Genomic DNA, 26,749 nt, shown 5'->3' with positions numbered 1-26,749 from the left:
AATTTTGTGATTTAATATTTTTTTCATGAAAAAACCTGCCTACATTTTAGGTATCGAATCTTCTTGCGACGATACAAGTGCCTCTGTAATTTGCGATGCTAAAGTTTTAAGCAATGTAGTAGCAAACCAAGAAGTACACTCTAAATATGGTGGTGTTGTACCAGAATTGGCTTCCAGAGCACATCAACAAAATATTGTTCCTGTAGTGCAACAAGCCATAGAAAAAGCGAATATTACAAAAGAAAAATTATCTGCAATTGCATTTACAAGAGGTCCTGGTTTAATGGGATCTTTATTGGTGGGAACTTCTTTTGCAAAATCCTTGGCTTTGGGCTTAGAAATTCCATTGATTAATGTAAACCACATGCAAGCACATATTTTAGCGCATTTTATAAATGATAATGAAAATAAAACGCCTCCTTTTCCTTTTATTTGCTTAACAATTAGTGGTGGACATACTCAAATCGTAAAAATTTCTAATTATTTTGAAATGAAAATTTTAGGAGAAACAATAGACGATGCTGTTGGAGAAGCCTTCGATAAATCTGCAAAAATCTTAGGTTTACCTTATCCTGGAGGCCCTTTAATTGATAAACATGCGCAACTAGGAAACCCAAAAGCATTTCCGTTTACAAAACCAAAAGTAGGCGATTTAGATTTTAGTTTTAGTGGGTTAAAAACAGGTATTTTATATTTTATTCAAAAACAACAGCGAATAAATCCTAATTTTATTGAAGAAAATTTAGATGATATTTGTGCTTCCATACAATATACAATCGTAGAAATTTTAATGGAAAAATTAAAAAATGCAGTTAAAAAAACAGGAATTAAACATATTGCTATTGCTGGTGGTGTTTCTGCTAATTCTGAAATTAGAAAACGTTTACAATTAGCAGAAAAGCACTTTGGATGGACAACTTACATCCCAAAATTAGAATATACAACAGACAATGCTGCTATGATTGCTATTACAGGATATTTAAAATATTTAAACAAAGATTATTCCGATGTTTCTGTAACTGCAAAAGCTCGCTTAAAAGTAACTGAATAATCCTTAAATTTCTTCTATTTTATTTATGAAAAGTATAAAAGACAGACTTCTATTAAACATTACTTACTTTTTTCTATGGGTAGGTTATTTTGTATTTGCGCGTTTATTTTTTTTACTTTTTAATTTTGATAAAACCAAAGAGTTAGACTTTGTAACAATTCTTAAAACATTTATTTATGGTTTACGTTTAGATTGTTCTTTTACCTCCTATTTAAGTATCATTCCTTTTTTGCTAATTATTTTTACACTATTTTTTCGAACTAAAATTATCGAGAAAATTATAAAATGGTACTCGTATATTTTAATTGTTTTAATTACTATTTTTCTATTATTAGATGTTGGTTTGTATGAAGCTTGGGGAGTTCGTTTAGACACTTCTTTCTTTACATATTTAAATACTCCAGAAGTTATGTTAGCTTCGGTTTCTAGTTTTCAAATAATTTTAGGAACCTTATTTTTAATTGTCTTTTCTTTCATTTTTATCAAATGGTTTCAAAAAAACATTCACTTAAAAATAAAAAACATAAACAAAGGAAGTTGGTTGCAAATACCTTTGTTTTTAATAATAACTGGAGCTCTAATTATTCCTTTAAGAGGTGGCTTACAAATAATTCCAATAAACCAAAGCAATGTTTATTTTTCTGATAAAATGTTCGCAAATCACGCTGCAAATAATTTTATTTGGAACTTTTTTAACGCATTTTTAGACAACTCAGATACTGGAAACCCTTATAAATATTTTAATAACGATATTGCAAAAAATATCATTTCAAAAAGAAGGAATTCTCTTTTAACTGCAACAAAAAACAGTATTTTAAACACCACAAAACCAAACGTTATTTTAATTGTTTGGGAAAGTTTAACTGCCAAAGTTGTAGGTTCCTTGGGTGGAGAACCAAATGTTACCGAAAATTTGAACCGGCTTTCTAAAGAAGGAATTTTATTTACAAATTTCTATGCAAATGGAGATAGAACAGACAAAGGAATTCCTGCTATTTTAAGTGGTTATTACCCACAACCTACAAAAAGCATTATGAAAATGCCAAATAAAACAAGGAGTTTACCAATGTTACCTAAAAAAATGATTGATTTGGGCTATAAAACTTCCTTTTATTATGGTGGAGATTTAAATTTCGGAAATATGAATACCTATTTAAGAAATTCTGGAATTACACATTTTGTAGATGGAGACGATTTCGATAAAAAAGATTGGAACTCGAAATGGGGTGCTCACGACCATATTTTCATGAAACGTTTTGCTGATGATCTAAAAGGCCAACAAAAAGAACCTTTTTTTAAAATTGCTTTAACACTTACGAGTCACGAACCTTATGAGATTATTGGCGATTACAAATTCGGAAAAGATACAGACGAAAATAAATTTAGAAGCGCACACGCATATACAGACCAAGTTATTGGAAATTTTATAGAAAATGCAAAACAACAACCTTGGTATAAAAATACCTTGATTATAATTATTGCAGATCATGGACATCGCTATCCAAAACACGAAGGTATTTTTAATTCTCCTAAAAAATTTAAAATTCCAATGCTATGGCTGGGTGGTGCTTTACAACAAAAAGGAATTGAAATAAATAATATTTCTTCGCAAATAGATTTGCCTTTTACCTTGTTAGATTTGTTAAATGGAAACAAGGCTGATTTTAGTTTTAGTAAAAATATTTTTAACAATTCCAGCAAACAATATGCACATTATATCTTTAATAACGGCTTTGGAACTTACACTAAAAACGGTGTATTTGTGTACGATTTTACAAGCAATAAAGCTATCTTGGAAAATGGAAAAGAAGCTTCTCAACTGGATTCTTTGGGGAAAGCTATTTCGCAAAATGCGTATCAAGATTTTTTAAATAGGAAATAATATTATTAAAATTTTTAATAAAAAGCAGAAGTTAAGACTACCAAACATTAATATTCTAAACCAATAATACCTCTCACTTCATCTAAATTTTTCATCAATTTTTTAGAAAATTCGAAAGTCATAATATTACTTTCTTTTTTCCCTTCTCTTAAAAGCTGATTAAAATGTTCGGTTTCGAAATTATAACCATTTGTTTCACACTCAAATGGAATGGTTTCTTCTTTTTCTTCAGAAATAATCGTTACAGAACTTGGCGTGTGAAATTGTTTATTTATAATCAACCTTCCGTTTTCGCAAGTAAAAATTGCTTCCGTTTTTGTTTCTTTTAACAATGTACTTTTTAGAATTGCTTTTGAGTTTTCATATTCAAAAATCATAGAACAACTGGAATCAACCCCATTTTCAAAAAAAGTAGCATCTGCTTTTATATTTTTTGGTGTTCCTAAAGTAGATAAAGCTGCAAAAATGGGATAAATTCCAATATCTAACAAACTTCCTCCACCAACTGCTTTCTTAAAAACCCTGCTCTCTTCATTGTAGGTTGGATGGAACCCAAAATCTGCTTCTAATTGTAAAACTTTTCCTAATTTTTCTTTTTGCAAAAATTCTAAAGCAAATTTATAATGTGGCAGAAAATAGGTCCACAAAGCTTCCATTAACAACACATTATTTTCTTTGGCAACTGCAATCATTTCAGCAACTTCTTGCAAATTCATTGCAAATGGTTTTTCACATAAAACTGCTTTTTTATTTTCTAAACAAAGTATGGAGTGTTCTTTATGAAAACTATGTGGAGTTGCGATATAAATTGCTTCAACTTCTTTATCCTTTGCTAATTTTTCATAAGAATTATAAGCTTTTTTCGCATTGAATTTCTTTGCAAATTCGTTTGCATTATCCATACTTCGAGAAGCAACTGCGACTAATTCTACATCGTTAATCGTCGTTAAATCTTCTGCAAATTTGTTGGCAATATTTCCTAAACCTATTATTCCCCATTTAATCTTTTTCATTATTTTTATTGTTATTAAAGATCTGACAGGTTTCTTGCGCTGTACTTGTTTCAGTATAAAACTTGTCAGACCTAAATATTTTTAATTAAACTTCACTTAGTTTCAATTTTGGCTTTTTGGGTAAAAAAGACTGAATCAAAATCGCAATTCCCATTACCAAAGCACAACCCAATAAATTTAACCATAAATAAGGCAACCAATCTAAAAAGTACACAGCTATAATAATCGCTTGTGTAATTAAAGCCGCCATAAAAACAGCATTTCCTCTTACAAATTTTATAAAAAATGCGAGTAAGAAAATCCCCAGAACATTTCCATAGAAAATAGATCCAATAATATTTACTAACTGAATTAAATTATCAAATAAATTGGCTATACAAGCCACAGAAATGGCAACAATTCCCCAAGCCAATGTAAACCATTTAGATGCTTTTACAAAATGTGCTTCACTCCTATCTCCCTTCACATTTCGTTTGTATAAATCCATGGCAGTTGTGCTCGCCAACGCATTTAATTCAGATGCTGTTGAAGACATTGCAGCAGATAAAATAACCGCTAATAAAAGTCCGATTAATCCTCTTGGCAAGTTGTTTAAAATAAAATGAATAAACACATAATCTTTGTCATTCGATTCTATTTTTTCTAGTGAATTTTCTTCATCAATTTTATCGATAATTACTTTCGATTTTGCTTTTAAAGCCAAATCTTTCGTATTTAAATCTAAAATTTGTTGCTTTTCTTCTGCCTGAAAACCATCAGCAAATAGTATTTTTTTAGCGTTTTCAATCTCTATATGCTCATCTTGTAATTGCTTATATTCATTCGCATACTTAGACCTTGCAACTTCTTCATTTGCACCAGGATTAAAATTTAAAGGCGAAGGATTAAATTGATAAAACACAAAAACCATGACACCAATCAGTAAAATAAAGAACTGCATTGGCACTTTTAAAAGTCCATTAAAAATTAAACCTAACTGACTTTCACGAACAGATTTTCCTGATAAATAACGTTGCACCTGACTTTGGTCTGTTCCAAAATAAGACAACATTAAAAAAGTTCCACCCAAAATCCCTGTCCAAACTGTGTAACGATTACTCAAATCGAAAGAGAAATCTAAAACTTCCATTTTGCCACTTGCACCAGCAATTTTTAATGCTTTTGCAAAAGTAATATCTGTAGGAAGTTGACTCATAATCATATAAAAAGCAATGATCATTCCACAAAAAATGATAATCATTTGTTGTTTCTGTGTTACATTTACTGCTTTTGTTCCTCCAGAAACTGTGTAAATAATTACCAAAAAACCGATGATAATATTTAATGTTAATAAATCCCAACCTAAAACCGCACTTAAAATAATTGCGGGTGCAAAAATGGTAATTCCTGCTGCCAAACCACGCTGAATTAAAAATAAAATCGCCGCCAAACTTCGTGTTTTTAAATCGAATCTTCCTTCCAAAAATTCGTAGGCTGTATAGACTTTTAATTTGTGATAAATAGGTATAAAAACCACACAAATTATTATCATTGCAATTGGCAAACCGAAGTAAAATTGCACGAATCCCATTCCACTATGAAACGCTTGTCCTGGCGTAGATAAAAAGGTAATTGCACTTGCCTGTGTTGCCATGACAGATAAACCGATTGTCCACCATTTTGAGTCGCTTCCTCCTTTTATATAATCGGTTACATTTTTACTTTTTCGCGTTACATAGGTTCCATAAGTTACTATAAATAAAAGTGTTATCGAGAGCACAATCCAATCTACTGTGGCTAATTTATCTGCTACTTCCATAACTAAACAGTAAAATAATTAGTAATTAAATAAAACGCAATTAAATACACCAAATTTGCCACCAAAACCAGCGTGTAAACTTTTTTCCAAACGTATTTTTGTTCTTTCATAAATATTGTGTAATTGTTAAAAAGTTGAATTGTAAATAATCTAATTGAATTCTTTTTAACTTTATTTAAACCTTTTGCAACTTTGAAGCTTTGAAATTCTATAGTTTTGAAACTATTTTTTCCCTACAGACAACATATTCGCAAACAATTTATACGCACCAGAAACTCCTGCTGGCAATTCTCTAAAGAAACTTAAACCTGTGTATATATAATTTCCTTTTCCGTATTTTGCAATTAATAAACTTCCGTTTTTAGATGTTTCTCCTTTATCATTCATCGATAAAATTGGGGTGAAATTCGCATCCCAAGAATTGGGGAAATACAAACCTCTTTCTTGTACCCAACCTTTAAAATCTTCTTCTGTTATTTTATTCGGAAAGTTTAGTAAGGGGTTGTTTTTATCTAATATTCTTACTTCTGCAAATTCGTCTGTAACTCTATCTCTCGATAATTTTAAAGGAAATGGTGGTGCCACATCTACACCTCTATTGGTGTTGTATTGCACAATCATATTTCCGCCATTTTTTACAAATTCCAACAAATATTTTTGTTTGAATTTTAATTCTTTTACCACATTATAGGCTCTAATTCCCAAAACAATGGCGTCGTATTTCTGTAAATTTTCAGCATTTATTTCTAACGGATTAATTTCTTCTACTGTATAACCAATCTGACGTAAATTTTCTGGAACAGTATCTCCTGCTCCTTTGATATAACCAATATTATTTCCAACTTTTTTAATATTTAAACGAACAATTTTTGCTTCAGAATTTAATAAAACCGATTGTTTTGGAATGTGATTGTATTTAATTTCCACCAATTCTTTAGTAAAGTTTTTACCTTTGGAGGTTGCAATAACTTCTAACTTTCCTTCTGATTGTTTTTTAGGTGGATTTACTAAAAACTCAATGGTTTGTTTGTCGTTTTTTTGCTGAATTTTAAAATTGATTTCTTTTGGTGAAACTTTCCAATTTGTAGGTAGTTTTAAATGTACTTTTCCTGCAACATTATTCTCTCCTGCCCTAACTTCTACGACCACTTTTTGAGGAACATCCTCAGAAAAAATAATTACTTTATCTTTTAGTTTTGTGGTTACTTTGGGCAAAATTTCAAAAGGTTCGTAAATCTCTCCTTTATCTCTTTCTGCATACCTTCTTACCACGTCTTTTGTGATGGAAACAGGCACATTTTCCATCATTAAATTGAATGTAATTTTCGCTGGCCTTGGTGTTTCTGGTTTTCCAATTAATAACTGATTCTTTACTTTGTACATTCCCAAAAAAGCATTTTCACGCAACCAATATGGGTCTGAATAAGTATTTGTTTTTAATTGAATGGTTTCTTTAAAATTTGATTTTTTATTACTTTCTAAATCAATATTTTTAGCGATCTTTTTTCCATCAATTGTAGAAATAATGGATGTTAATTCAATTGGAAAATCGCTTCTATTTAAGGCTTCAAAATTAATTTCTATTGAAGAATTTGGCGTTCCTGACGAGCTTACTGCAGAAGCTTCTAAATACAAACCTGCACAAGCTTCTATAACTTCTAAAATTTGTTTTTCTTTAATTTTTTTCCAATGATTATCTTTTAATTTCTGTATCTTCTGATAGGCTTCCAGCAACATTGGTAAATGTTTAGACGGATTTACAAAATCGAATTTTTCTTCAACTTCGTATAAAATATCGCCAATTTCTCCTCCACTTTCTACACGATTCCAAGTGGTATTAATTCCTGAAAAAATATCGTTTTTATCTTTTGGTTTGTCGCCTTTTAGAAATTCTACATATTCAGTTTGAGTTCCTCTTGTTGTTAATCTTCCAAAACCTTGGCACAAGTGCTGGCTACTTGCTATGGACGCTAATTCGTTGTTAGACAAGCCTTTTAGCGGATAATAAACACCGATGTTAAATTTTGTAAAATCTTTTGCAATTTCTTTAAACTTCTCTTTATCTCTATAAAACCAAGAAGATGTATTAAAAAAAAGTCTTTTTGGTTGCCAGGTTTCTGTATATTTTAATTGTTCTGGAAATTGTGTTTTATCGCCAACTTTATCAAAAGCCTCTACACTTAAAATGGCAGAACTTGTGTGATGCCCATGTGTGGTTCCTGGAGTTCTATGATCAAATCTATTGATAATTACATCTGGTTTAAAGGTTCGAATTGCCCAAACAACATCGCTTAAAACCTCATTTTTATTCCAAATTTTTAAGGTTTCATCTGGGTGTTTAGAATAGCCAAAATCGTTGGCTCTCGTAAATAATTGTTCTCCTCCATCTACTCTTCTTGCTGCCAATAATTCTTGCGTTCGAATTACACCTAACAATTCTCTAATTTCTGGGCCAATTAAATTCTGGCCTCCATCTCCTCTTGTTAAAGATAAATAACCAGTTCTTGCTTTTACGTTGTTGGCTAAATAAGCAATTAAACGTGTATTTTCATCATCTGGATGCGCAGCAATGTATAAAGCAGTTCCTAAAAAGTTTAGTTTTTGAACTTTCTCATAAATTTGATTCGAGTTTAATTTGGCTGGTTTTTGTGCAAATATATTAGTAGAAATCAGTAAAAATACTGATACAAAAAATAAGAATTTCTTCATTTTAATATTTTGATAGTAAGTAGTAAATATATTTAGGACGAACGTAGTCGAGACCTAAATAAAACCTCTCAAGAACTACGTTTGTTATTTTTAATAAAAAATCTTTTTATTTCAGTAATGTTCAAAGAGACATTATCTTTTTTAAAAAGAAAACATGCAAGCAAACAAATGTACTTTTTTTATCAACCAAAATAGGCGAATTAACATAATTATAACGTTTTTAAAATCATCAATAAAATTGCTCATAACCTGTTGATAAATTAATTTTCAGAATAACATATTAAGGTTATATTTGTAATACTAATTAAGATAAGAAAATCAATGAAATTTATTGTATCGAGTTCGCAATTATTAAAACAATTACAGGTTTTAGGTGGCGTTATAAATAGTAATAATACATTACCAATTTTAGACAATTTTTTGTTTGAATTGTCTGAAAACCAACTAAAAGTTTCTGCATCAGATTTAGAAACGACAATGAGTTCTGTGGTAGATGTAGAAAGTAATAGCGAAGGTTCTATTGCTGTTTCTGCGCGTTTATTGTTAGATACTTTAAAGACGTTTCCAGACCAACCTTTAACATTTAAAACGGAAGGAGACAACACCATTGAAATTAGCTCTGACCAAGGAAAATACGACATGGCTTATTTTGGTGGAGATGAATTTCCGAAAGCGGTTTCTTTACCATCTCCAAGCCAAACTGTTGTTCCTGCACATATTTTAGGAACTGCCATTTCGAAAACGATTTTCGCAGCTGGTAATGATGATTTGCGCCCAGTTATGAGTGGCGTTTTCTTTCAGTTTAGTTCTCAAAGTTTAACGTTTGTGGCTACTGATGCTCATAAATTGGTTAAATATTCCAGAACAGATGTTACTGCAGACCAAACTGCAGAATTTATTATGCCCAAGAAACCTTTAAATTTATTAAAAGGAATTTTAGGGGGCTCTGATAGCGATGTAACGATTGAATATAATGACGCAAATGCAAAATTCACGTTTGATAATGTGGTGTTGGTTTGTCGTTTAATTGATGGAAAATATCCAAATTACGAAGCTGTTATTCCAAAGGAAAACCCGAATAAATTAACAGTAGATAGAGGTTCTTTCTTAAATTCTGTAAGACGTGTTTCTATTTTCTCAAGTAAAACTACACACCAAATTCGTTTGAAAATGGCGGGTACAGAACTAAATATTTCTGCGGAAGATTTAGACTTTGCCAATAAAGCAAACGAGCGTTTAAGTTGCGATTATCAAGGTGATGATATGCAAATTGGATTCAACTCTCGTTTTTTAAGTGAAATGTTAAACAATTTAAGTTCTAACGAAGTTTTAATTGAAATGTCGTTACCAAACAGAGCAGGAATTTTAACGCCAATTGATGGAACTGATGAAGGTGAAAAAATTACTATGTTGGTAATGCCAGTGATGTTGAATAACTAGATTTATTTTGAGAATTTTTATAAAAGAAAAAAGGTCGTCTAAAAATTAATTTTTAGACGACCTTTTTTCTTTACATTTACTATTATGAACTTCCTCGCCCATTTATACCTTTCACAAAACAATACCAATATTATGATTGGCAATTTTATTGCAGATCATATTAGAGGAAATAATTACAAGAATTTTTCAAAAGAAATTCAGCAAGGAATTTTCTTACACAGAGCAATAGATACATTTACAGATGCACACGAAATTGTAAGAAAAAGCAAACGCAGATTACACAAACGCTACAGACATTATGATGGTGTAATTATCGACATTTTTTACGATTACTTTTTAGCAAAAAATTGGGCAGATTATTCAGCAATTCCTTTGAATGTGTATACAGATTCAATTAATAAATTGTTTTCTAAAAAATCTCCTGAATTACCTTTAAAATCTCAAAGCTTTATCAAATATATGATTGAATATAATATTCTATACAATTATCAGTTTAAAGAGGGAATTCAAAAAGTTTTAAATGGCGTAAATGCAAGAACTAAAGGGAAATCTCAAATGAATTTAGCCATTGAAGATTTACGAAAATTAGAACAAGAATTACAAGAAGATTTTACACTCTTTTTTAAAGATTTAATAGAATTTTCTAATCAGAAATTATTTGAATTAAAATATTAATGTCTGTTCGAGCGCAGTCGAGAACTTAATAAACTATTCAATTATGAAAACAAAAAACATCTTTATAACATTCCTATTCCTTTCTTTACTAATAACTTCCTGTAAAACATCAGAAAAAAAAGAAAGAGTTATTGGCAAAATAACCGAAAAAGCCATGGTGGTTTCTGCAAGAGAAGAAGCTTCTAAAATTGGTGCTCAAATATTAAAAAAAGGTGGAAATGCTTTCGATGCCATGGTTGCTACAGAATTGGCTTTGGCAGTTGCATATCCTTATGCAGGAAATATTGGTGGTGGTGGTTTTATGGTGTATCGAAAAAACAGTGGAGAAATTGGTGCTTTAGATTATAGAGAAAAAGCGCCTTTGGCTTCTTCTAAAAATATGTTTTTAGACGCTCAAGAAAATGTAATCCCTAATAAAAGCACATTGGGAGCCATGGCTGTAGGAATTCCTGGGACAGTTGCTGGCGTTTTCGAAGTGCATAGAAAATTCGGAACATTATCGATGGAAGAAATTTTAGAACCTGTAATTAAGCTTGCCAAAAAAGGAGTTGTAGTAACAGCTAAACAAGAAAAAAGAATTAAATATTACCAATCTTCGTTTTTAGAAGCAAACAAAGATTCTATTGTTTTTAATAAAAGTTGGAAAGAAAATGACACTATAAAATATCCTGAATTGGCAAAAACTTTAACCAGAATTCAAAAAAATGGACGAGACGAATTTTACAAAGGAGAAACCGCCAAACGTTTGGTTACTTTTATACAAGCAAATGGTGGAATTATAACGCTTGAAGACTTGGCAAAATACGAAGCAAAATGGAGAACTCCTGTTACTTTTACGTATGACGATTTAAAGATAATTTCTATGTCTCCACCTTCAAGTGGCGGCATTTGCTTAGCGCAAATTATGAATGCAATTGAACCTTTTGATTTGGATAAATTCGGGCATAATTCAGTAAAAACAATTCAAGTGATTGTAGAAGCCGAAAGACGTGCTTATGCAGATAGAAGTCATTTTTTAGGCGACCCAGACTTTGTTACAATTCCTCAAAAAGAATTGATTTCGAAAGCATATTCAGCAAAAAGAATGGCAAATTTTTCTTTTGACAAAGCAACACTATCATCAGACGTTTCTCACGGAACTATTAAAATTATTGAGAGTGATGAAACTACGCATTATTCGATCGTAGATCAATTTGGAAACGCAATTTCTGCAACCACCACCATAAATGGCGGTTATGGTTCTAAATTGTATTGTAGTGATTTAGGTTTTTTCCTAAACAACGAAATGGACGATTTTTCCAGCAAACCAGGTGTGCCAAATATGTTTGGTTTGGTGGGCGCAAAAGCAAATGAAATTGCTCCAGAAAAACGCATGTTAAGTTCTATGACACCAACTATTTTAGAGAAAAACGGAAAGCTACATATGGTTGTTGGAACTCCTGGAGGCTCCACTATTATTACCTCTGTTTTGCAAACTATTTTAAATGTACATGAATTTAAAATGAGCATGCAAGAAGCCGTAAATGCGCCAAGATTTCATCATCAATGGTTGCCAGATGAGATTAAAATGGAACCTAATAGTTTTAATGAAAATATAAAATCGGAACTTATAAAATTAGGCTATACTTTAGATGAAACCAATTCGCCAGTTATCGGAAAAGTAGCTGCAATTTTAGTTTTAAAAAACGGACATTTAGAAGGTGGCGCAGACAAACGTGGAGACGATTCCGCTTCTGGTTTTTAGAAAATTATTTGGTTTATTTTTTTGGGCGTTCGAGCGGGCTTTCCGTTCCAATCTTTTGCCTTAAAAAAAGGCAAAAGGATTTCCACTGCAATCCCTAACGCACTTACTCAAAACAAAACTCAAACGGAAATTAAGACTAATAAATTTTCTTAACTTTGAATTTTAAATAAAAAAACTTTGAATATGAAACTACAACCCTTCCACCTCGCAATTCCTGTTCAAAATTTAGAAAAATGTAAAGCTTTTTATAGAGATATTTTAAATTGCGAAGAAGGTCGCTCAACAAAAGATTGGATAGATTTTAATTTCTTTGGTCATCAATTGGTACTTCATGTAAAAGAAGATTATAAACCCCAAAGAATCTCTAATGCTGTGGATGGACATAATGTTCCTGTTCCGCATTTTGGCGTTGTGTTAACTTGGGAAGATTGGAATGCTTTGGCAGGTAGATTAAAAGAAGCCAACACAAAATTCGAAATAGAACCTTGCATTCGTTTTAAAGGAAAAGTAGGCGAACAAGCCACCATGTTTTTTATGGATCCAGAAAATAATGCGTTGGAATTTAAAGCGTTTAAAGATATTGGGCAATTGTTTGCGAAGTAGAATTTTAAAAATTCGTATACCTTGTCTCTTCGAGCATTACTAAAATCAAAATAAATTTTGATTGAAAGTACCGAACGCAGTTCTCGAGAAGTTATTAAATTTAGGAATTTATATTTAGGTCTCGACTGCGCTCAACCAGACATTTTAGCATAATAATAAATTTTGACACTCACAGAAACTCATATCGCCAAAACATTAGAAAAACCTATTCGTTTTCAAGAGTATGCAGTAGGTATTTTTAAAACAATTCCTACAAAATCTGCGATTAAAAAAGCCATCAAAAAACAACTCATTTTTATTGATGGAATTGTAGCAACCACATCAAAATTTATTGCTGGAGGAGAAAAAATAGAGCTTTTCGAATCAGAAAAATCTTCAACTTTCGAAAGACTAAAATTAGATATTGAAGTTTTATTTGAAGACGATTATTTAGCCGTTATTTACAAACCTTCAGGAATATTAGTTAGCGGAAATAAGTTTGTAACCATAGCAAACGGATTGGCACAAAACTTACAAAAAAGCAACCAACAAGATGCAGTAAAACCACAACCAATTCACAGATTAGATTATCCAACAAGCGGATTATTATTAATAGGAAAAACAAGTTCTGCAATTCTCGAACTAGGAAATTTATTTCAAAATAAAGAAATTAGTAAAACCTATTTTGCAATAACAATTGGCAAAATGAATTCTAAAGGAATTATAAATGCTCCAATTGACGAAAAAGAATCCATTACAAAATACACAGTAATACAAACCGTAAAATCGGAACGTTTTGGTTTTTTAAATTTGGTAAAATTAAATCCAAAAACAGGTAGAAAGCATCAATTAAGAAAACATTTATTATCTATTGGAAATCCTATTTTAGGTGATAAAGAACACTTTTTAGAAGGAAAGGTTTTAAACGGAAAAGGATTGTATTTACATGCTTCAACATTGGAGTTTATGCATCCTTTTAGGGATGAAAATATTTTAATTTTTAAAGATTTACCAAAGAAGTTTACAAAGATTTTTTCTATTGACATTATAACCTAAAAAATCTTCTCAAACACAATCGAAAAGGTTATTTTCTTATAATAAGCTAAATTGTATTCTCTTGAAGGATCTATTTTAGTACTTTAACATCATTTATCGTTTTTGAGAGTCTTTTCTATAAATTTATAAGTTTCAGCTTCATTATAAAGAGTTTTTAATAAATTCCGAAACATGTTTTAGAATATTACGAGTAAAACAAATAAATTCCTTTAAAATGTAATAAATTAGCTTCTTTATTTTAAATTCTACGAATGAGACAATTTTTCAAGTTTTTAGGAGTCATTATTTTGTTATTAATTGTTGCTGGAACGATTTTTTATTTTATAAAAAATGAAGAACTTCCTAAAGGAAAACAAGGCAAAGAAGCAGATGCATTAGCTATTAAAATGTTCAATGCCATAAATAACGATGCTTTTGAAAACACAGAAGTTATAGAATGGAGTTTTAGAGATGTGCACCATTACAAATGGTTGAAACAAGAAAATATTGTACATGTTTCTTGGGCTAATAACAAAGTAATACTAAACACAAAATATCCAAAAAAATCAACCATTTTTGTAGATAAAAAAGAAACAAATAATCCTGAAATTATAAAAAAAGCCACAGAGTTTTTTAATAACGATTCTTTTTGGCTAATTGCACCTTACAAAATTTTTGACGTAGGTACAGAAAGAAGAATTGTAAATTACGAAGGAAAAGACGCACTTTTAATTACCTACAGTTCTGGAGGTTCTACTCCTGGAGATTCTTATTTGTGGATTTTAGATGAAAATTATTTGCCAGTTTCTTTTAAGATGTGGGTAAAAATTATTCCTATTGGTGGAATTTCGGCAACTTGGAATCCTTTAAAAACTACTGAATCTGGCATAAAATTGCCAACCTCCCACACACTTTCTTTATTTGGTTTAGAGATTCCCTTAGAAAATGTAAAAGCGTACAATCCGAAAGCAAACGAATTGGCAAACAAAATTCTAAAAGCTATTAAACACGAAAATTATAAAAATACGCGCTATTTAGAATGGAGTTTTGGTGGAAGAAGAAGTTTTAAATGGGATAAAGAAAAACACATTGTAGCTATTTCTTGGGATTCTATTCGTGTGAATTTACATCCTCAAAATAAAGAAAAAAGCACTGTTTTTATCAATGAAAAACTACAAAAAATCGCAGACTCTACAATCGTAAAAAAAGCTTGGAATATTTTTAACAACGATTCTTTTTGGTTGGTTGCGCCCCATAAATTATTCGAAAACGGCATTATTAGATCCATTCAAAAAGAAGATGGTAAAGATGCTTTGTTCGTTAAATATACAACTGGTGGCACAACTCCTGGAGATTCTTATTTATGGGTTTTAGATAAAAATTATTTGCCAATTTCTTACAAAATGTTTGTTCCAAGTATGAAAATGAATGGAGTTTCTGCAACTTGGGAAGGTTGGATTACCACAGAAAGTGGCACTTTATTACCAACGAACCATACATTTGGTAATGGTAGAAATTTAAGTATGGGCGAAGTAAAAGGATATAATTAAATGACAGCAAAAACTTTATCAAACGGAATTTTAAGAGCCTTAGCCATTTTATTAGGCATTTTTCTATTGGGTTATTTTTTATACACCATCCAATCTGTAATCGTTTATGTTATAATTGCAGGTGTAATTTCGTTAATTGCAAGACCCATTATTTTGTTTTTAAGAAGAAAATTAAAGTTTCCAAATACCATTGCAGTAATTACAACCATGGTACTTTTCTTGGGAATAATAACAGGTATAATTATATTATTTATTCCTTTAATTACAGAACAAGGTAAAAGTTTATCGCTTCTGCAAAGTGATGAATTACAAGCAAATATTCAGAATATTTTCAATCAAATTACCACTTATTTTTCTTCTAAAGGAATTGATGTTTTGGGCGAGTTAAAAAGTATCGATTTTACATCTCAATTTAAAGAAATTCCTAATTTATTAAACTATGTTTTAGGAACACTAGGCTCTTTAAGTGTTGGGTTATTTTCTGTTTTATTTATCTCTTTTTTCTTTATGAAAGATAGCCGAATTCTTAAAAACGGAATCATGACAATTATTCCGAATAAAACTGAAACAAGATTTTCTAAATCGCTAGAAATTATTAACGATTTGTTGTCGAGATATTTTATTGGTTTAATATTACAGATTACTATTTTGTTTGTTTTATACACCATTATTTTACTAATTTTTGGAATAGACAATGCAGTTGTAATCGCTTTTTTATGTGCTTTATTAAATTTAATTCCCTATGTTGGTCCTTTAATTGGTGCAGTAATTATGTTTGTTTTATCGATGACCAGCAATATTGAAATGGAGTTTCAAACAGAAATTTTACCAACCACAATTTATGTGATGATTGGTTACCTAATTGCTCAAATTATCGATAATTTTGTGAGCCAGCCAGTTATTTTCTCTAAAACAACAAAATCGCATCCATTAGAAATTTTCTTGATTATAATTATTGGCGGTTTACTTTTCGGAATTGTTGGTATGATAACAGCAGTTCCATTATACACCGCTTTAAAAGTTATTTTAAAGGAATTTTTATCAGAAAATAAAATTGTAAAATCGTTAACTAAAAACTTGTAATTTTATTTTGAATCTCACTATTCTACAGGCAGATGTTCAAAATTTCATCAACGAAAATTTAAGGACAAAAATTACAAAAGTTGTTTTAAAAGGAAGTCCTTTTAATGCTATTTCCATCCAAGAAATCGCAAACCAGATTTTAGCAAAACAGAAGTCCGAAAAGAAATTACCAACTTGGTTTCTAACAGAAAACATTTACTATCCTGCGAAAATAAGTATTGAGCAAACCTCTTCTGAAATTACTGCAGATTACAAATCTAAAATTGTTTCTGGTGATTCAATTATTGATATTACTGGTGGTTTTGGAGTAGATGCTTTTTATTTCTCAAAACAATTTAAAAAAGTAATTCATTGCGAAATTAACGAAGAATTATCTGCAATTGTAAAACACAATTTCCACCAATTAAAAAAAAACAACATCGAAATATTTGCAGGAAATGGAACCAATTTCTTACAAAAAACATCTAAAAATTTTGATTGTATTTATATAGATCCATCAAGAAGAGACGATGTAAAAGGAAAGGTTTTTCTGTTGAAAGATTGCCAGCCTTACATTTCTCCAAAAATTGATTTCTTTTTCACAAAAGCCAAAACAATTTTAGTAAAAGTATCTCCTATTTTAGATATTTCACAAACCATTGGCGAGTTAAAAAATGTAAAAGAAATTCATATTGTTGCTGTAAATAACGAAGTAAAAGAATTGTTGTTTTTATTAGAGAAAGACTATGAAAACACGATAGAAATCAAAACAATAAACGTTAAAAAAGAAAAAACAGAAAGGTTTAATTTCAATTATAAAGAAGATGTACTTTCTAATTATTCAGAGCCTCTCTCCTATTTATACGAACCAAATTCAGCAATTTTAAAATCTGGTGGCTTTCATCAAATTACAAATCAATTAAAAGTTTTTAAATTACAGCAACATTCACATTTATATACTTCAAACAAACAACTAAATTTTCCTGGAAGAGCTTTTAAAATTAAACATATTTTATCTTACGATAAGAAGAAAATACTAAAATTACTTCCTAATAAAAAAGCAAATATTACCACTAGAAACTTTCCAAAAACAGTTGCTCAAATTCGAAAAGAAACAAAAATTAAAGATGGTGGAAACACTTTTACTTTCTTTACAACAGATTACAAAGGAAAACTAATTGTGTTAATTTGCGAGAAGGTTTCATAGTTATTTTGTTAAAATATTCATAATTAATCTATTTACATAAAAGAAATAAGGTGTAATATTTATATCTTTGAAGAGCAATTGTGTGTTTTATTATTAGGGGTGTAAAACACACAAGAAAAAGTCTCGAATTAACTTTCGAGACTTTTGTTTTTTTAGGCTAATAGTTTTTATTAAGTTTGTATAGTAAGTCTTAAATTGCATGCAAACACTCTCTTACCAAGGTTTAAAAGTATCTAAATTTTTAAAAACCAAAACTTTAGATAGTTTGGTAGTGGAAGCTCCATTGCAAATAAATATCAACAAAGAAGCGTACACTGTTGTTATGAGAACTCCCAATAACGACCTCGAATTAATACGTGGCTTGTTATATGCAGAAGATATTTACAAGAATTCTTCTAGCTTAAAAATGTCTTTAGAAAAAGAGCAAGACAATATTCCGCAAATAATAAATGTAAGTATTCCTACTAAATTTTTAGGAAAAGGATATTTAAATAAAAGAACACTTTTATCTGTTTCCTCTTGTGGAATTTGCGGAAAAAAAGAGTTGAAAGATATTAAAGTAAATGGAGATAAACTTACTGAAGAAAATCTATTTTCATCAAGAGAAATCCATGAAATGTTTATTCAAATGACTCAAAATCAACCTACTTTTAAAGATTCTGGTGGAAGCCATGCAGCTGCAATATTTAATAAGAATTACGAATTATTAACAATTAAAGAAGATATTGGAAGACACAATGCTGTTGACAAAACAATTGGCGATTTACTAAACAAAAAAAAATTAAAAGAGGCTAATTTTTTATTAGTTAGTGGTCGAGTTTCTTATGAAATTGTTTCCAAAGCTTTTATTGCAAAAATTCCAGTAATTATTGCTGTTTCTGCTTGTTCTTCGTTAGCTGTCGATTTTGCTAAAGAATTTGGGATTTGCCTGATTGGGTTTACTAGAAATGGTAAAATGACTATTTACTCAAATTCTTCTTACCTCAAAAAAAATTAGATATGTCGAAAAATACAAATGCACAACCACCAGAAAAATTAACAGGTATAAAATTTCAGGAAATACCAAAATCGGCAGTTGGTGTAAAAGCAATAAAAGTTGCATTAACCCATATTAAAGACGAAGTTGGTGTAATAGATGGAATTAGACTTTTAAAAAACTTAAACCAAAAAGATGGTTTCGATTGCCCAGGTTGTGCTTGGCCAGATCCAGATGAAAAACGTGCTTTTTTAGCAGAGTATTGCGAAAATGGAGCAAAAGCAGTAGCAGAGGAAGCTACAAAAAACAAAGTTTCGCCTTTATTTTTCGCAACACATTCTGTAAAAGAGTTAGCAAAACTACCTGATTATGAAATAGGAAAAAGCGGAAGAATTACGCATCCAATGTATTTACCAGAAGGAAAAGATAATTACGAAGAAATTTCATGGCAAGATGCTTTTAAAATGATTGGAGACGAACTAAATTCTTTAGATTCTCCTGATGAAGCCATTTTTTATACTTCAGGAAGAACCAGTAACGAAGCCGCGTTTTTATATCAACTTTTTGTACGTCAATTTGGTACAAACAACTTACCAGATTGTTCTAATATGTGCCATGAATCTAGTGGTTCTGCACTTTCGGAAACCTTAGGTATTGGAAAAGGTTCTGTAACTCTAGAAGATTTCGACCATGCAGATTTGGTAATTGTAATGGGGCAAAACCCAGGAACAAATCACCCAAGAATGTTAACAGCTTTGGGAGATACTAAAAAAAATGGCGGAAAAATTATTACTATAAATCCTTTACCAGAAGTTGGTTTATTAAATTATAAAGACCCTCAAAACCCTTTAAAATGGGTGGGTACAGGACAAGACTTAACAGATTTGTTTTTGCAAGTAAAAATAAATGGAGATGTAGCTTTATTAAAAATTATTCTTAAGTTGATGAAAGAAAAAGAAACTAAAAATCCAGGTTCTGTTTTTAATCATCAATTTATTAAAGAAAAAACAGCTGGTTTAGACGAATTTCTATCAAATTTAAATAACTATACAATTGAAGAATTATTACCTCAAACAGGTTTAACTTTAGATCAAATTAAAAAAGCAACTGAGCTTATTATCGATAACGATAAAATTATAATTTGCTGGGCAATGGGTTTAACACAGCACAAAAACTCTGTAGATAATATCCGAGAGCTCGTAAATATTTTATTATTAAAGGGTAGCATTGGAAAAAAAGGTGCTGGAACTTGCCCTGTTCGTGGTCATTCTAATGTGCAAGGAGATAGAACCATGGGAATTTGGGAGAAATCTCCAGATTCTTTTTTAGATAAATTAGATAAAGAGTTTAATTTTAAATCGCCAAGAAAACATGGTTTTGATGTTGTAGAATCTATTAAAGCAATGCACAAAAAAGAAGCAAAAGTATTTTTTGGAATGGGTGGAAATTTTATTTCTGCAACACCAGACACAGAGTTTACTGCAACAGCTTTGCGTAATTGCAATCTTACAGTTCACGTTTCCACAAAACTAAATAGAAGCCATTTAATTCATGGAAAAAAAGCCTTAATTCTGCCATGTTTAGGTCGTTCTGAAAAAGACATTCAAAGTTCTGGAGAACAGTTTGTAACTGTAGAAAATTCTATGGGAATTGTACACCAATCTAGTGGTGTTTTAGAACCACATTCAAACAAATTATTAAGCGAACCAGCCATTGTCGCTGGAGTTGCAAACGCAACTTTAAAAAACTCTAAAGTAAATTGGACAGAATTAGTCTCTAATTACGACCATATTAGAAATAAAATTGAAGCCACCATTCCTGGTTTCGAAAACTACAATCAAAGAGCTCGTATAAAAGGAGGTTTTTATTTACCAAATAATGCTAGAGATAATAATTTTAAACCGACTTCGACCGGAAAAGCAAACTTTAGTACAAATTTACCATCGGATATTTTACTGGAAAAAAATCAATTTTTAATGATGACGATTCGTACACACGATCAATACAATACAACAATTTATGGATTAAACGATCGTTACAGAGGTATTTTAAATGAACGAAGAGTTATTTTTATGAATAAAAATGATATGAAAAAACAAGGTTTAAAAAAATTAGATTTGGTCGATTTAACTAGCCATTTTAACGGAGAAAAAAGAGAAGCTAAAGGGTTTTTAGTTATTCCTTACAGCATTCCAAAACAATGCACAGCTACTTATTTTCCTGAAGCGAATGTATTAGTTCCTATAAAAAGTGTGGCTAAAATTAGCAATACTCCAACATCTAAAACCGTGGTTATTTCTATTCAAAAGAGAAGTTAATTATATTTTATGAAAAAGTACATCCCATTATTATTATTGATCGTTTTATGTAACCAAATTATTAATGCTCAAAATGATAAAGTTCCAAATAAAATTACACAAAAAGCATTTGCTAAAATAGATTTTCTATCTATAAATATGCCAGAAGCCCAAATTTTAAACGAACCTAATATGGGGTTTACTGGAATTCATTACAACTTAATGTTAAATGATTGGGCCTATGCTGGTTTAGGTATTTATGGTTCTGTTAGAGGTGCCAGAGGTGGTTTTTTTACTTTAGGTATTAACGCAGGTATTAAAAAATATTTCTCCAAAAAATTGTATGTAGATACTGGTTTCCATTTTGGTGGTGGTGGTGGTGCAGGAGCTCTAGATGGTGGAGGCGCATTTATTTTACCACACGTAAATTTAGGGTATGATTTTAAACATTTTACTTTAAATAGTGGTTGGAGTTATGTCAATTTTTTTGATGGAGGAAAGATAAAAGGACACCAATTAAATGTCGCTTTAGAAATTCCTTTAGATTTTGAATATTCTAATTACAAAGCTTCAGAAAATGATTTTTCGCTTATAGAATTAAAAAACTCAAATTGGAATCAAAAGACAAATAGAACTTCTTTAATGTTGCATCTAAACAATTTAAAAGTTACAAGTAAAGCAGATGCAACAACAGGAGAAATTTTAAATGGAAAAATAATTCGTTTAGCAGGTTTTGAGCTTGCTTCTTTTATCAATAAAAACTGGTTTGCTTTTTTAAAAGTAGATGGTGCTTATAGTGGAATAAGAGCAGGTTATATGGATGTGCTTTTAGGAGGTGGCTATCATTTATCTATGAATAAAAATCGAACTAATATTCAAGCTAAATTTGGAATTGGAGCTGGTGGTGGTGGTGGTGTTGATACACAAGGTGGTTTTTTAATATATCCTGATATTTCTTTAGAACAAAAAATACATAAAGATCTTTACCTTTCTGTAAATAAAGGCTTTTTATTTACTCCTAACAAGTATTTTGCAACCTCTTCTTTTGGAGCTGGTTTAAAATATTACATTGAAAGAAATGGTACTTATAACAATACTTCTAATTTTAACGAGGGTATTTTTAAAGGGTTCGAAGTAATCGTAAAACAAGATTGGTATTTTAATGCAAAAAGGATGACGAATTCAACTGAAGACATGCACCAAATATCTCTTCAAATTAATTTAAATATGAATAAAAATATATTTGTTGCAGGGCAAACCTCATTTGCAAACTTTGGAAATGCTGGTGCTTATGCAGAAGGTTTGGTTGGTTTGGGTGTAAAAACGAATCCTCTCTTGGGTGGCAATACTACTTTTTTTACACAAATTTTAGGAGGAGCTGCAGGTGGAGGAAATATTAGTACTGGAGAAGGTTTTATAATAAAACCAAGTTTAGGTATTGATTACCAAATAAATAACACTTTAAGTTTACGTGGTTCTGCTGGTTATGTAAAAGCTAAAGGAGGTAATCTTAGCAATCCTTTTATCAATTTTGGAATAAAATATAATTTTTCGTTTTTAAAGTTGAAATAAATTTGTGTATATTTATATGCTCAATTATATATAATTGTTACTCCCTTTTTACAATTTATAAAAACGTTCAAAATAATTTTTGTTCTTAAATGAACAAACTTAATGTTTATTGTAATACAAATTAAAGCTCCCTAACTTTACGTGTATTTTTGTACTATTATTTTATGGTATTAGAAAAACCATAGCTCCAACCCCTACAAAAGTTCGTCTCTGAGAATAAAATAATAGTTTTTTATTAAAAATTATTTATTATGAAAGTGTTACTAACTTTAACATTTGTAGGGAGTATACTAATGGGTTGTCAACCAGTAAAAACAGAATTAGAACATTACGAATCTAACAAAACTGTTGTTGAGAAAGAATTTCCAAACTATCATATTACATCATTTAGACAGTTTAGCTATGTGTTTCAGGTATCGAATTCTAAATATGTAATTAAAGTAACTTTAGATAATGCAAAAATTGTAAAAAGAGATACTTTAAAAGTATTTTCTAAAATTTCAAAAAGATAACTATTCCCCACAAGTACGTTTATAAAACGTTTAATATTAACGTAACTAAAGCAACCTTTTTGGTTGTTTTTTTATTGGTCTCAAATTTAGTTAAAACTATAAACTTTTACTGTATTTCGCTTTGGTTACTAACGCAATCCTAACATACCTCCTACTGATTATCAGGTGTTTATGTGTTTTTATTTAAAAATAAATGTTATTTCGATGACGCAGAAAAGAGGAATCTTACAAATTGTAGTTATAAATTATGAGATTTCTCCTATCGTCGAAGTAACAGGAAGTACAAATTACTGTCTATCAGAAAATTAAAATATAATTATATATTATTTCTTAAATCGAACTCACGTTACTAAAAAATTTATCTTTATTGTATGTCGAATGTGCGAGTTAATAATCGTACAGTTTAAATATTAAACAATATTTAAACAAAACGAAATACAAAATTTTAAAATGGAAAGGAAACGGAATAAATAAGCAATAGAAAAAGTAATGACTTTATACAGTTTCTTTTCCGAAAATATTTTGCGATGTTTATATTTCGATTATATTGTATGAATATCGTATTTAATAGATTTTTTAGTGGTTGATTATAAATGAGTTTCTAAACCTTTATGAATCTATATCAAAAAACATTATAAAAGTTTAATCGTTAAGCTCACGTTTTTTTATTTGAAAATAAATATAGAATCCTACAAGAGAAATTGATACCCAAAGCATATCAACTATAAAAATGTCATGCCGACCTTCTATAAATGTTTTCCAAAACCAATTGCCTGAAAAGATGCCATTTGCAATAGGGATTAAAATTCCCAAAATGCTCCCTAAAAGAAGTGTAAGTTTATTGGTGAGCACATTGTCTTTTTTTAGTATAAAAAATAAGCTGAGTACCAACCATGTTATAAAGTAAAATGGATATAGAAACTCCTTACCAGATGTTCCGTTGATTTTGACCATTAAAAACGTTAGTGCTGTTGTAGGGTACATACTAAGACAAATAGCCAAATAAAGCCTAACTAAAATACTATTAAACCTTTTTTTGTGTTCAGGAATATGTTTTTTGTCACGTGCTACAAGCCATATCATAACTCCAGAAATAATAACAAAACACGAAACAAAGCCCAAGACCATAGAAATTAACTTTAAGGCATAACCTCCATAATCTCCATAGTGCAATCGGTACAGTACATTTTTTACACCATCTAAATATGTGGTTTCCTTGTAGGGGTCTTTTGTGGAAAGCATTTTTCCTGTAATACCATTGTAAAGCACTTTCCCTTTACCTGTAAATTTATGATTATAATCAGTTTCTCCTTCTACAAGTACTTTCATGGTCTTATCGCCGTAATTAAGAACTTTTAGACCTGTAGGATTAAAATTTTTCCATATACTTTTTGTACTGTTCAATAACATATTGACACTTACAAATGAATTGGTTTTTTGATATTCTAATGGCATAGTGGGTATCGTATATTCCAAATCTTCATATAATTTATTTTGATTGCCATTGTAGAGTATCATTACACTTGGCGCAATCACTAGAGCCTTTATCATAAAAAAAGATCCAGTAACAGCGTACACAAATTGAAACGGAAGCCCTATAACGCCTAATGAAGTATGAGCATCTGTCCACATGGTTTTTAGCTTTGAAAAAGGTCTAAAAACATAAAAGCTAGAAATTATTTTTTTCCAATGTACTAATACTCCAGTTATAATGGCGAACAAAAAAAAGAAAGCAGTAAAGCCAGAAAGGTAATAGCCAATTGGGTAGGGTATCTGTGCTAAAAAGTGTAACCGATATAAAAACTCTCCCAAAGCATAAGATTCCTCATAACTGGAGCTTTCATAGGTATCGATGTCCACATAAAAGAATGCTCCCCTTTTTTGAGCAACACTTGCTAAGGTGTCTTTTGAAGCGGAAAGACTTACATTTACTCTATTTTCTACACTTGGCCAATTAATGGTAATATCTCTTCCATAAAGATTATATTTACTTTTTATACCATCTAAAACAGTATCAAAGTTAACATCCTTTGGCAGTTTGCGGGATGTTGACTGGTTACGTTCCCAATTATTGATTTCATCCCTAAAAAAGGAAAAAGAACCCGCAAAAAATATAACATAAAGTACGGCACTTATTATAATACCACTTATAGTATGGGTATGGAAAAAAATATTGTAATAACGATTGTTCATTTACTTTAAGAAATTATAGGGTGATATAACTTGCCTAGATAAATGCACCCAGAAAAAAATAGAGTTAGTAACAAGTACAAACCCCAAACTTTCCATCCATTCTTTGCTAAAAAAGCAAGAAGAAACAATGCAACCCATAATATGAAGCCTGAAAACGTAATAGTTATCAATACATTTACATGATTTAGCCATTGTGCTAACGCCATATGTAGTGACATGCTTACCAAATAGCCACCTAAAAAACCAGCAGAAAATTTTAAAAAGCGTTGCCATTTAGAAGTCGTAAGATGTTTTTTATTTGCTGGCATACTTATACGATGTAAAGTTCTAAAAAAAATGAAAGCATAAATATGATTAATAGAATACGATAATTAAAAATTTGTAAAGGGACAATACAAACCACAAGGCTTGCAAGCGTTATAAGGATAATACATTCCATTAAAATTCCGGCACCAAAACCGTGAAGAATTATAGCTCCTATATAAGCCAAGAAAAGTATTCCTAAAGCAACTCTTTTAGATACAAGAGGATGCTGCTGTACCCATTTTTCAAAAGGGCGATTATTGAGCAAAATAGCCTTTTTAGACGTATTATAGGCTATGTAAAAACCAAGAAACGTAAATACAATTAAAATGGTATTCATCATTTACTTTTTAAAGAAATACAGTAGGTTGCACAATGCCAAATAAAGTCGTAGTCCAGTCCTTTAAATGTGCCCGGAACTTTTTCTTCAAAAATAGTTTCTACGATATATTTGGTTTCCCAAGGAAGCTTAAACGTAACCTTACCCTCTTTATCGGTCTTTAGTTTTTTAGACCATAGGTCAGCTACAAAAACGGACAGTTCATTTTCTTTTAAGGGCTCTCCATTAAAAAGAACTTGAAGTAGAACAGTACTTTCTTTAGAGAATTCTTGGTCTGTAAGGTCAATAATCTCAATACCTGTAGTATTCGTCTTGTTAAAATTAGAAAGTGTATTACCCACAACTACCTTGGCTTTTGCATGATATTGCCCTTTAAAAATTCCATAATCATATTTTGTATAATCAAGGACTTTTATGTTTTTGTTATCTAAGGCTATAGTGTAGGTTCCATCCTCTGTTGGTATAAAGGAAGCTGCGTAAAAATCTTCTTTAGCAGAAACTTTAAGAGGTGTTTTTTTTCCGCTTGGAGACATTACCCAAAGCGTAAATTTGCTCACACTTTTAAAAGCATCCCCATCTGTTTTCTCTAAGACTCCATAAGTATATTCACCAAATCGTACTTTTATAAAGTGCTCTGTATGCTGTTTTCCAACAGGTGCTGTTTCTATCCAAATATAATGAGCAAATAAGGGTGTTGTTGCTAAGAATAGAACTAAGCTTATTATGTTTTTTTTCATGATAAATTATTTTAAAATTATTTTCTGTAATTAATCGTTTTGAAGTTTTTATTTTAAAGCATCTACATTTC

At 30.4% G+C, this 26,749-nt stretch carries 21 protein-coding genes; 14 read left to right on the top strand and 7 right to left on the bottom strand.

The genetic code is table 11. The features are described 5' to 3' along the window. The first annotated feature begins 25 nt into the window (after positions 1 to 25). On the top strand, positions 26 to 1,051 hold the full coding sequence (gene tsaD, locus J3359_RS17840) for a tRNA (adenosine(37)-N6)-threonylcarbamoyltransferase complex transferase subunit TsaD (RefSeq protein WP_208078515.1): 1,026 nt from the start codon (positions 26 to 28) through the stop codon (positions 1,049 to 1,051). A gap of 25 nt (positions 1,052 to 1,076) precedes the next feature. Beyond that, positions 1,077 to 2,933 carry an LTA synthase family protein gene (locus tag J3359_RS17835; protein WP_208078514.1) on the top strand — a complete coding sequence of 619 codons (1,857 nt, stop codon included), beginning with the start codon at positions 1,077 to 1,079 and terminating at the stop codon, positions 2,931 to 2,933. 47 nt (positions 2,934 to 2,980) lie between these two features. Here J3359_RS17835 and J3359_RS17830 read toward each other — a convergent pair whose 3' ends face one another. From J3359_RS17830 to J3359_RS17820, 3 genes are all read right to left on the bottom strand, one after another. Further along, positions 2,981 to 3,946: a Gfo/Idh/MocA family protein gene (locus J3359_RS17830; RefSeq protein WP_208078513.1), complete on the bottom strand. Its 966-nt coding sequence runs from the start codon at positions 3,944 to 3,946 to the stop codon at positions 2,981 to 2,983. 85 nt (positions 3,947 to 4,031) lie between these two features. After that, positions 4,032 to 5,744: a sodium:solute symporter family protein gene (locus J3359_RS17825; protein ID WP_208078512.1), complete on the bottom strand. Its 1,713-nt coding sequence runs from the start codon at positions 5,742 to 5,744 to the stop codon at positions 4,032 to 4,034. A 222-nt stretch (positions 5,745 to 5,966) separates the two neighbouring features. After that, positions 5,967 to 8,453, bottom strand: coding sequence for a PIG-L family deacetylase (locus tag J3359_RS17820; protein ID WP_208078511.1), 2,487 nt, complete (start codon positions 8,451 to 8,453; stop codon positions 5,967 to 5,969). Between the two features lie 321 nt (positions 8,454 to 8,774). On the opposite strand from J3359_RS17820, the gene dnaN reads away from it, so the two are divergent. From dnaN to J3359_RS17760, 12 genes are all read left to right on the top strand, one after another. After that, on the top strand, positions 8,775 to 9,893 hold the full coding sequence (gene dnaN, locus J3359_RS17815; RefSeq protein WP_208078509.1) for a DNA polymerase III subunit beta: 1,119 nt from the start codon (positions 8,775 to 8,777) through the stop codon (positions 9,891 to 9,893). 84 nt (positions 9,894 to 9,977) lie between these two features. After that, entirely contained in the window at positions 9,978 to 10,568 is a 591-nt protein-coding gene (locus J3359_RS17810) for an acyl carrier protein phosphodiesterase (protein WP_437440105.1), read from the top strand. 43 nt (positions 10,569 to 10,611) lie between these two features. After that, positions 10,612 to 12,312: a gamma-glutamyltransferase gene (gene ggt, locus J3359_RS17805; protein ID WP_208078507.1), complete on the top strand. Its 1,701-nt coding sequence runs from the start codon at positions 10,612 to 10,614 to the stop codon at positions 12,310 to 12,312. A 183-nt stretch (positions 12,313 to 12,495) separates the two neighbouring features. Beyond that, positions 12,496 to 12,915 (top strand): VOC family protein, encoded by a 420-nt coding sequence (locus J3359_RS17800; protein WP_208078505.1) that lies wholly within the window; start codon positions 12,496 to 12,498, stop codon positions 12,913 to 12,915. 162 nt (positions 12,916 to 13,077) lie between these two features. Continuing rightward, positions 13,078 to 13,950 (top strand): RluA family pseudouridine synthase, encoded by an 873-nt coding sequence (locus J3359_RS17795; protein ID WP_208078503.1) that lies wholly within the window; start codon positions 13,078 to 13,080, stop codon positions 13,948 to 13,950. 251 nt (positions 13,951 to 14,201) lie between these two features. Further along, complete coding sequence (locus tag J3359_RS17790; protein WP_208078501.1) at positions 14,202 to 15,479, top strand: hypothetical protein; 1,278 nt, start codon at positions 14,202 to 14,204, stop codon at positions 15,477 to 15,479. Beyond that, the gene (locus J3359_RS17785) at positions 15,480 to 16,562 is read left to right on the top strand and encodes an AI-2E family transporter (protein ID WP_208078499.1); all 1,083 of its coding nucleotides are present in this window, start codon (positions 15,480 to 15,482) and stop codon (positions 16,560 to 16,562) included. Positions 16,563 to 16,569: 7 nt separating this feature from the next. Further along, the gene (locus tag J3359_RS17780) at positions 16,570 to 17,748 is read left to right on the top strand and encodes a class I SAM-dependent methyltransferase (protein ID WP_208078497.1); all 1,179 of its coding nucleotides are present in this window, start codon (positions 16,570 to 16,572) and stop codon (positions 17,746 to 17,748) included. A 199-nt stretch (positions 17,749 to 17,947) separates the two neighbouring features. After that, the gene (gene fdhD, locus J3359_RS17775) at positions 17,948 to 18,745 is read left to right on the top strand and encodes a formate dehydrogenase accessory sulfurtransferase FdhD (RefSeq protein ID WP_208078496.1); all 798 of its coding nucleotides are present in this window, start codon (positions 17,948 to 17,950) and stop codon (positions 18,743 to 18,745) included. A gap of 2 nt (positions 18,746 to 18,747) precedes the next feature. Beyond that, positions 18,748 to 21,042, top strand: coding sequence for an FdhF/YdeP family oxidoreductase (locus J3359_RS17770; RefSeq protein ID WP_208078494.1), 2,295 nt, complete (start codon positions 18,748 to 18,750; stop codon positions 21,040 to 21,042). A 9-nt stretch (positions 21,043 to 21,051) separates the two neighbouring features. Further along, on the top strand, positions 21,052 to 22,593 hold the full coding sequence (locus J3359_RS17765) for a hypothetical protein (RefSeq protein ID WP_208078492.1): 1,542 nt from the start codon (positions 21,052 to 21,054) through the stop codon (positions 22,591 to 22,593). A 251-nt stretch (positions 22,594 to 22,844) separates the two neighbouring features. Next, complete coding sequence (locus J3359_RS17760) at positions 22,845 to 23,105, top strand: hypothetical protein (protein WP_208078490.1); 261 nt, start codon at positions 22,845 to 22,847, stop codon at positions 23,103 to 23,105. A 642-nt stretch (positions 23,106 to 23,747) separates the two neighbouring features. Here the strand turns inward: J3359_RS17760 and J3359_RS17755 are convergent. Genes J3359_RS17755 through J3359_RS17740 form a run of 4 tightly spaced genes read right to left on the bottom strand, consistent with a single transcriptional unit; the run spans position 23,748 to position 26,678 of the window. After that, complete coding sequence (locus J3359_RS17755; protein ID WP_208078489.1) at positions 23,748 to 25,298, bottom strand: PepSY-associated TM helix domain-containing protein; 1,551 nt, start codon at positions 25,296 to 25,298, stop codon at positions 23,748 to 23,750. Positions 25,299 to 25,303: 5 nt separating this feature from the next. After that, complete coding sequence (locus tag J3359_RS17750; RefSeq protein ID WP_208078487.1) at positions 25,304 to 25,606, bottom strand: hypothetical protein; 303 nt, start codon at positions 25,604 to 25,606, stop codon at positions 25,304 to 25,306. A 2-nt stretch (positions 25,607 to 25,608) separates the two neighbouring features. Continuing rightward, positions 25,609 to 25,941 (bottom strand): hypothetical protein, encoded by a 333-nt coding sequence (locus tag J3359_RS17745; RefSeq protein WP_208078485.1) that lies wholly within the window; start codon positions 25,939 to 25,941, stop codon positions 25,609 to 25,611. Beyond that, a complete protein-coding gene (locus tag J3359_RS17740) occupies positions 25,941 to 26,678 on the bottom strand; it encodes a DUF4198 domain-containing protein (protein WP_208078484.1) in 738 nt (245 codons plus the stop codon). Before J3359_RS17740 ends, J3359_RS17745 begins: the two co-directional genes overlap by 1 nt. Positions 26,679 to 26,749 lie beyond the last annotated feature (71 nt).

This window comes from Polaribacter cellanae, assembly GCF_017569185.1.
Classification (GTDB): domain Bacteria; phylum Bacteroidota; class Bacteroidia; order Flavobacteriales; family Flavobacteriaceae; genus Polaribacter; species Polaribacter cellanae.
This window is presented reverse-complemented; position numbering and strand designations above follow the sequence as displayed.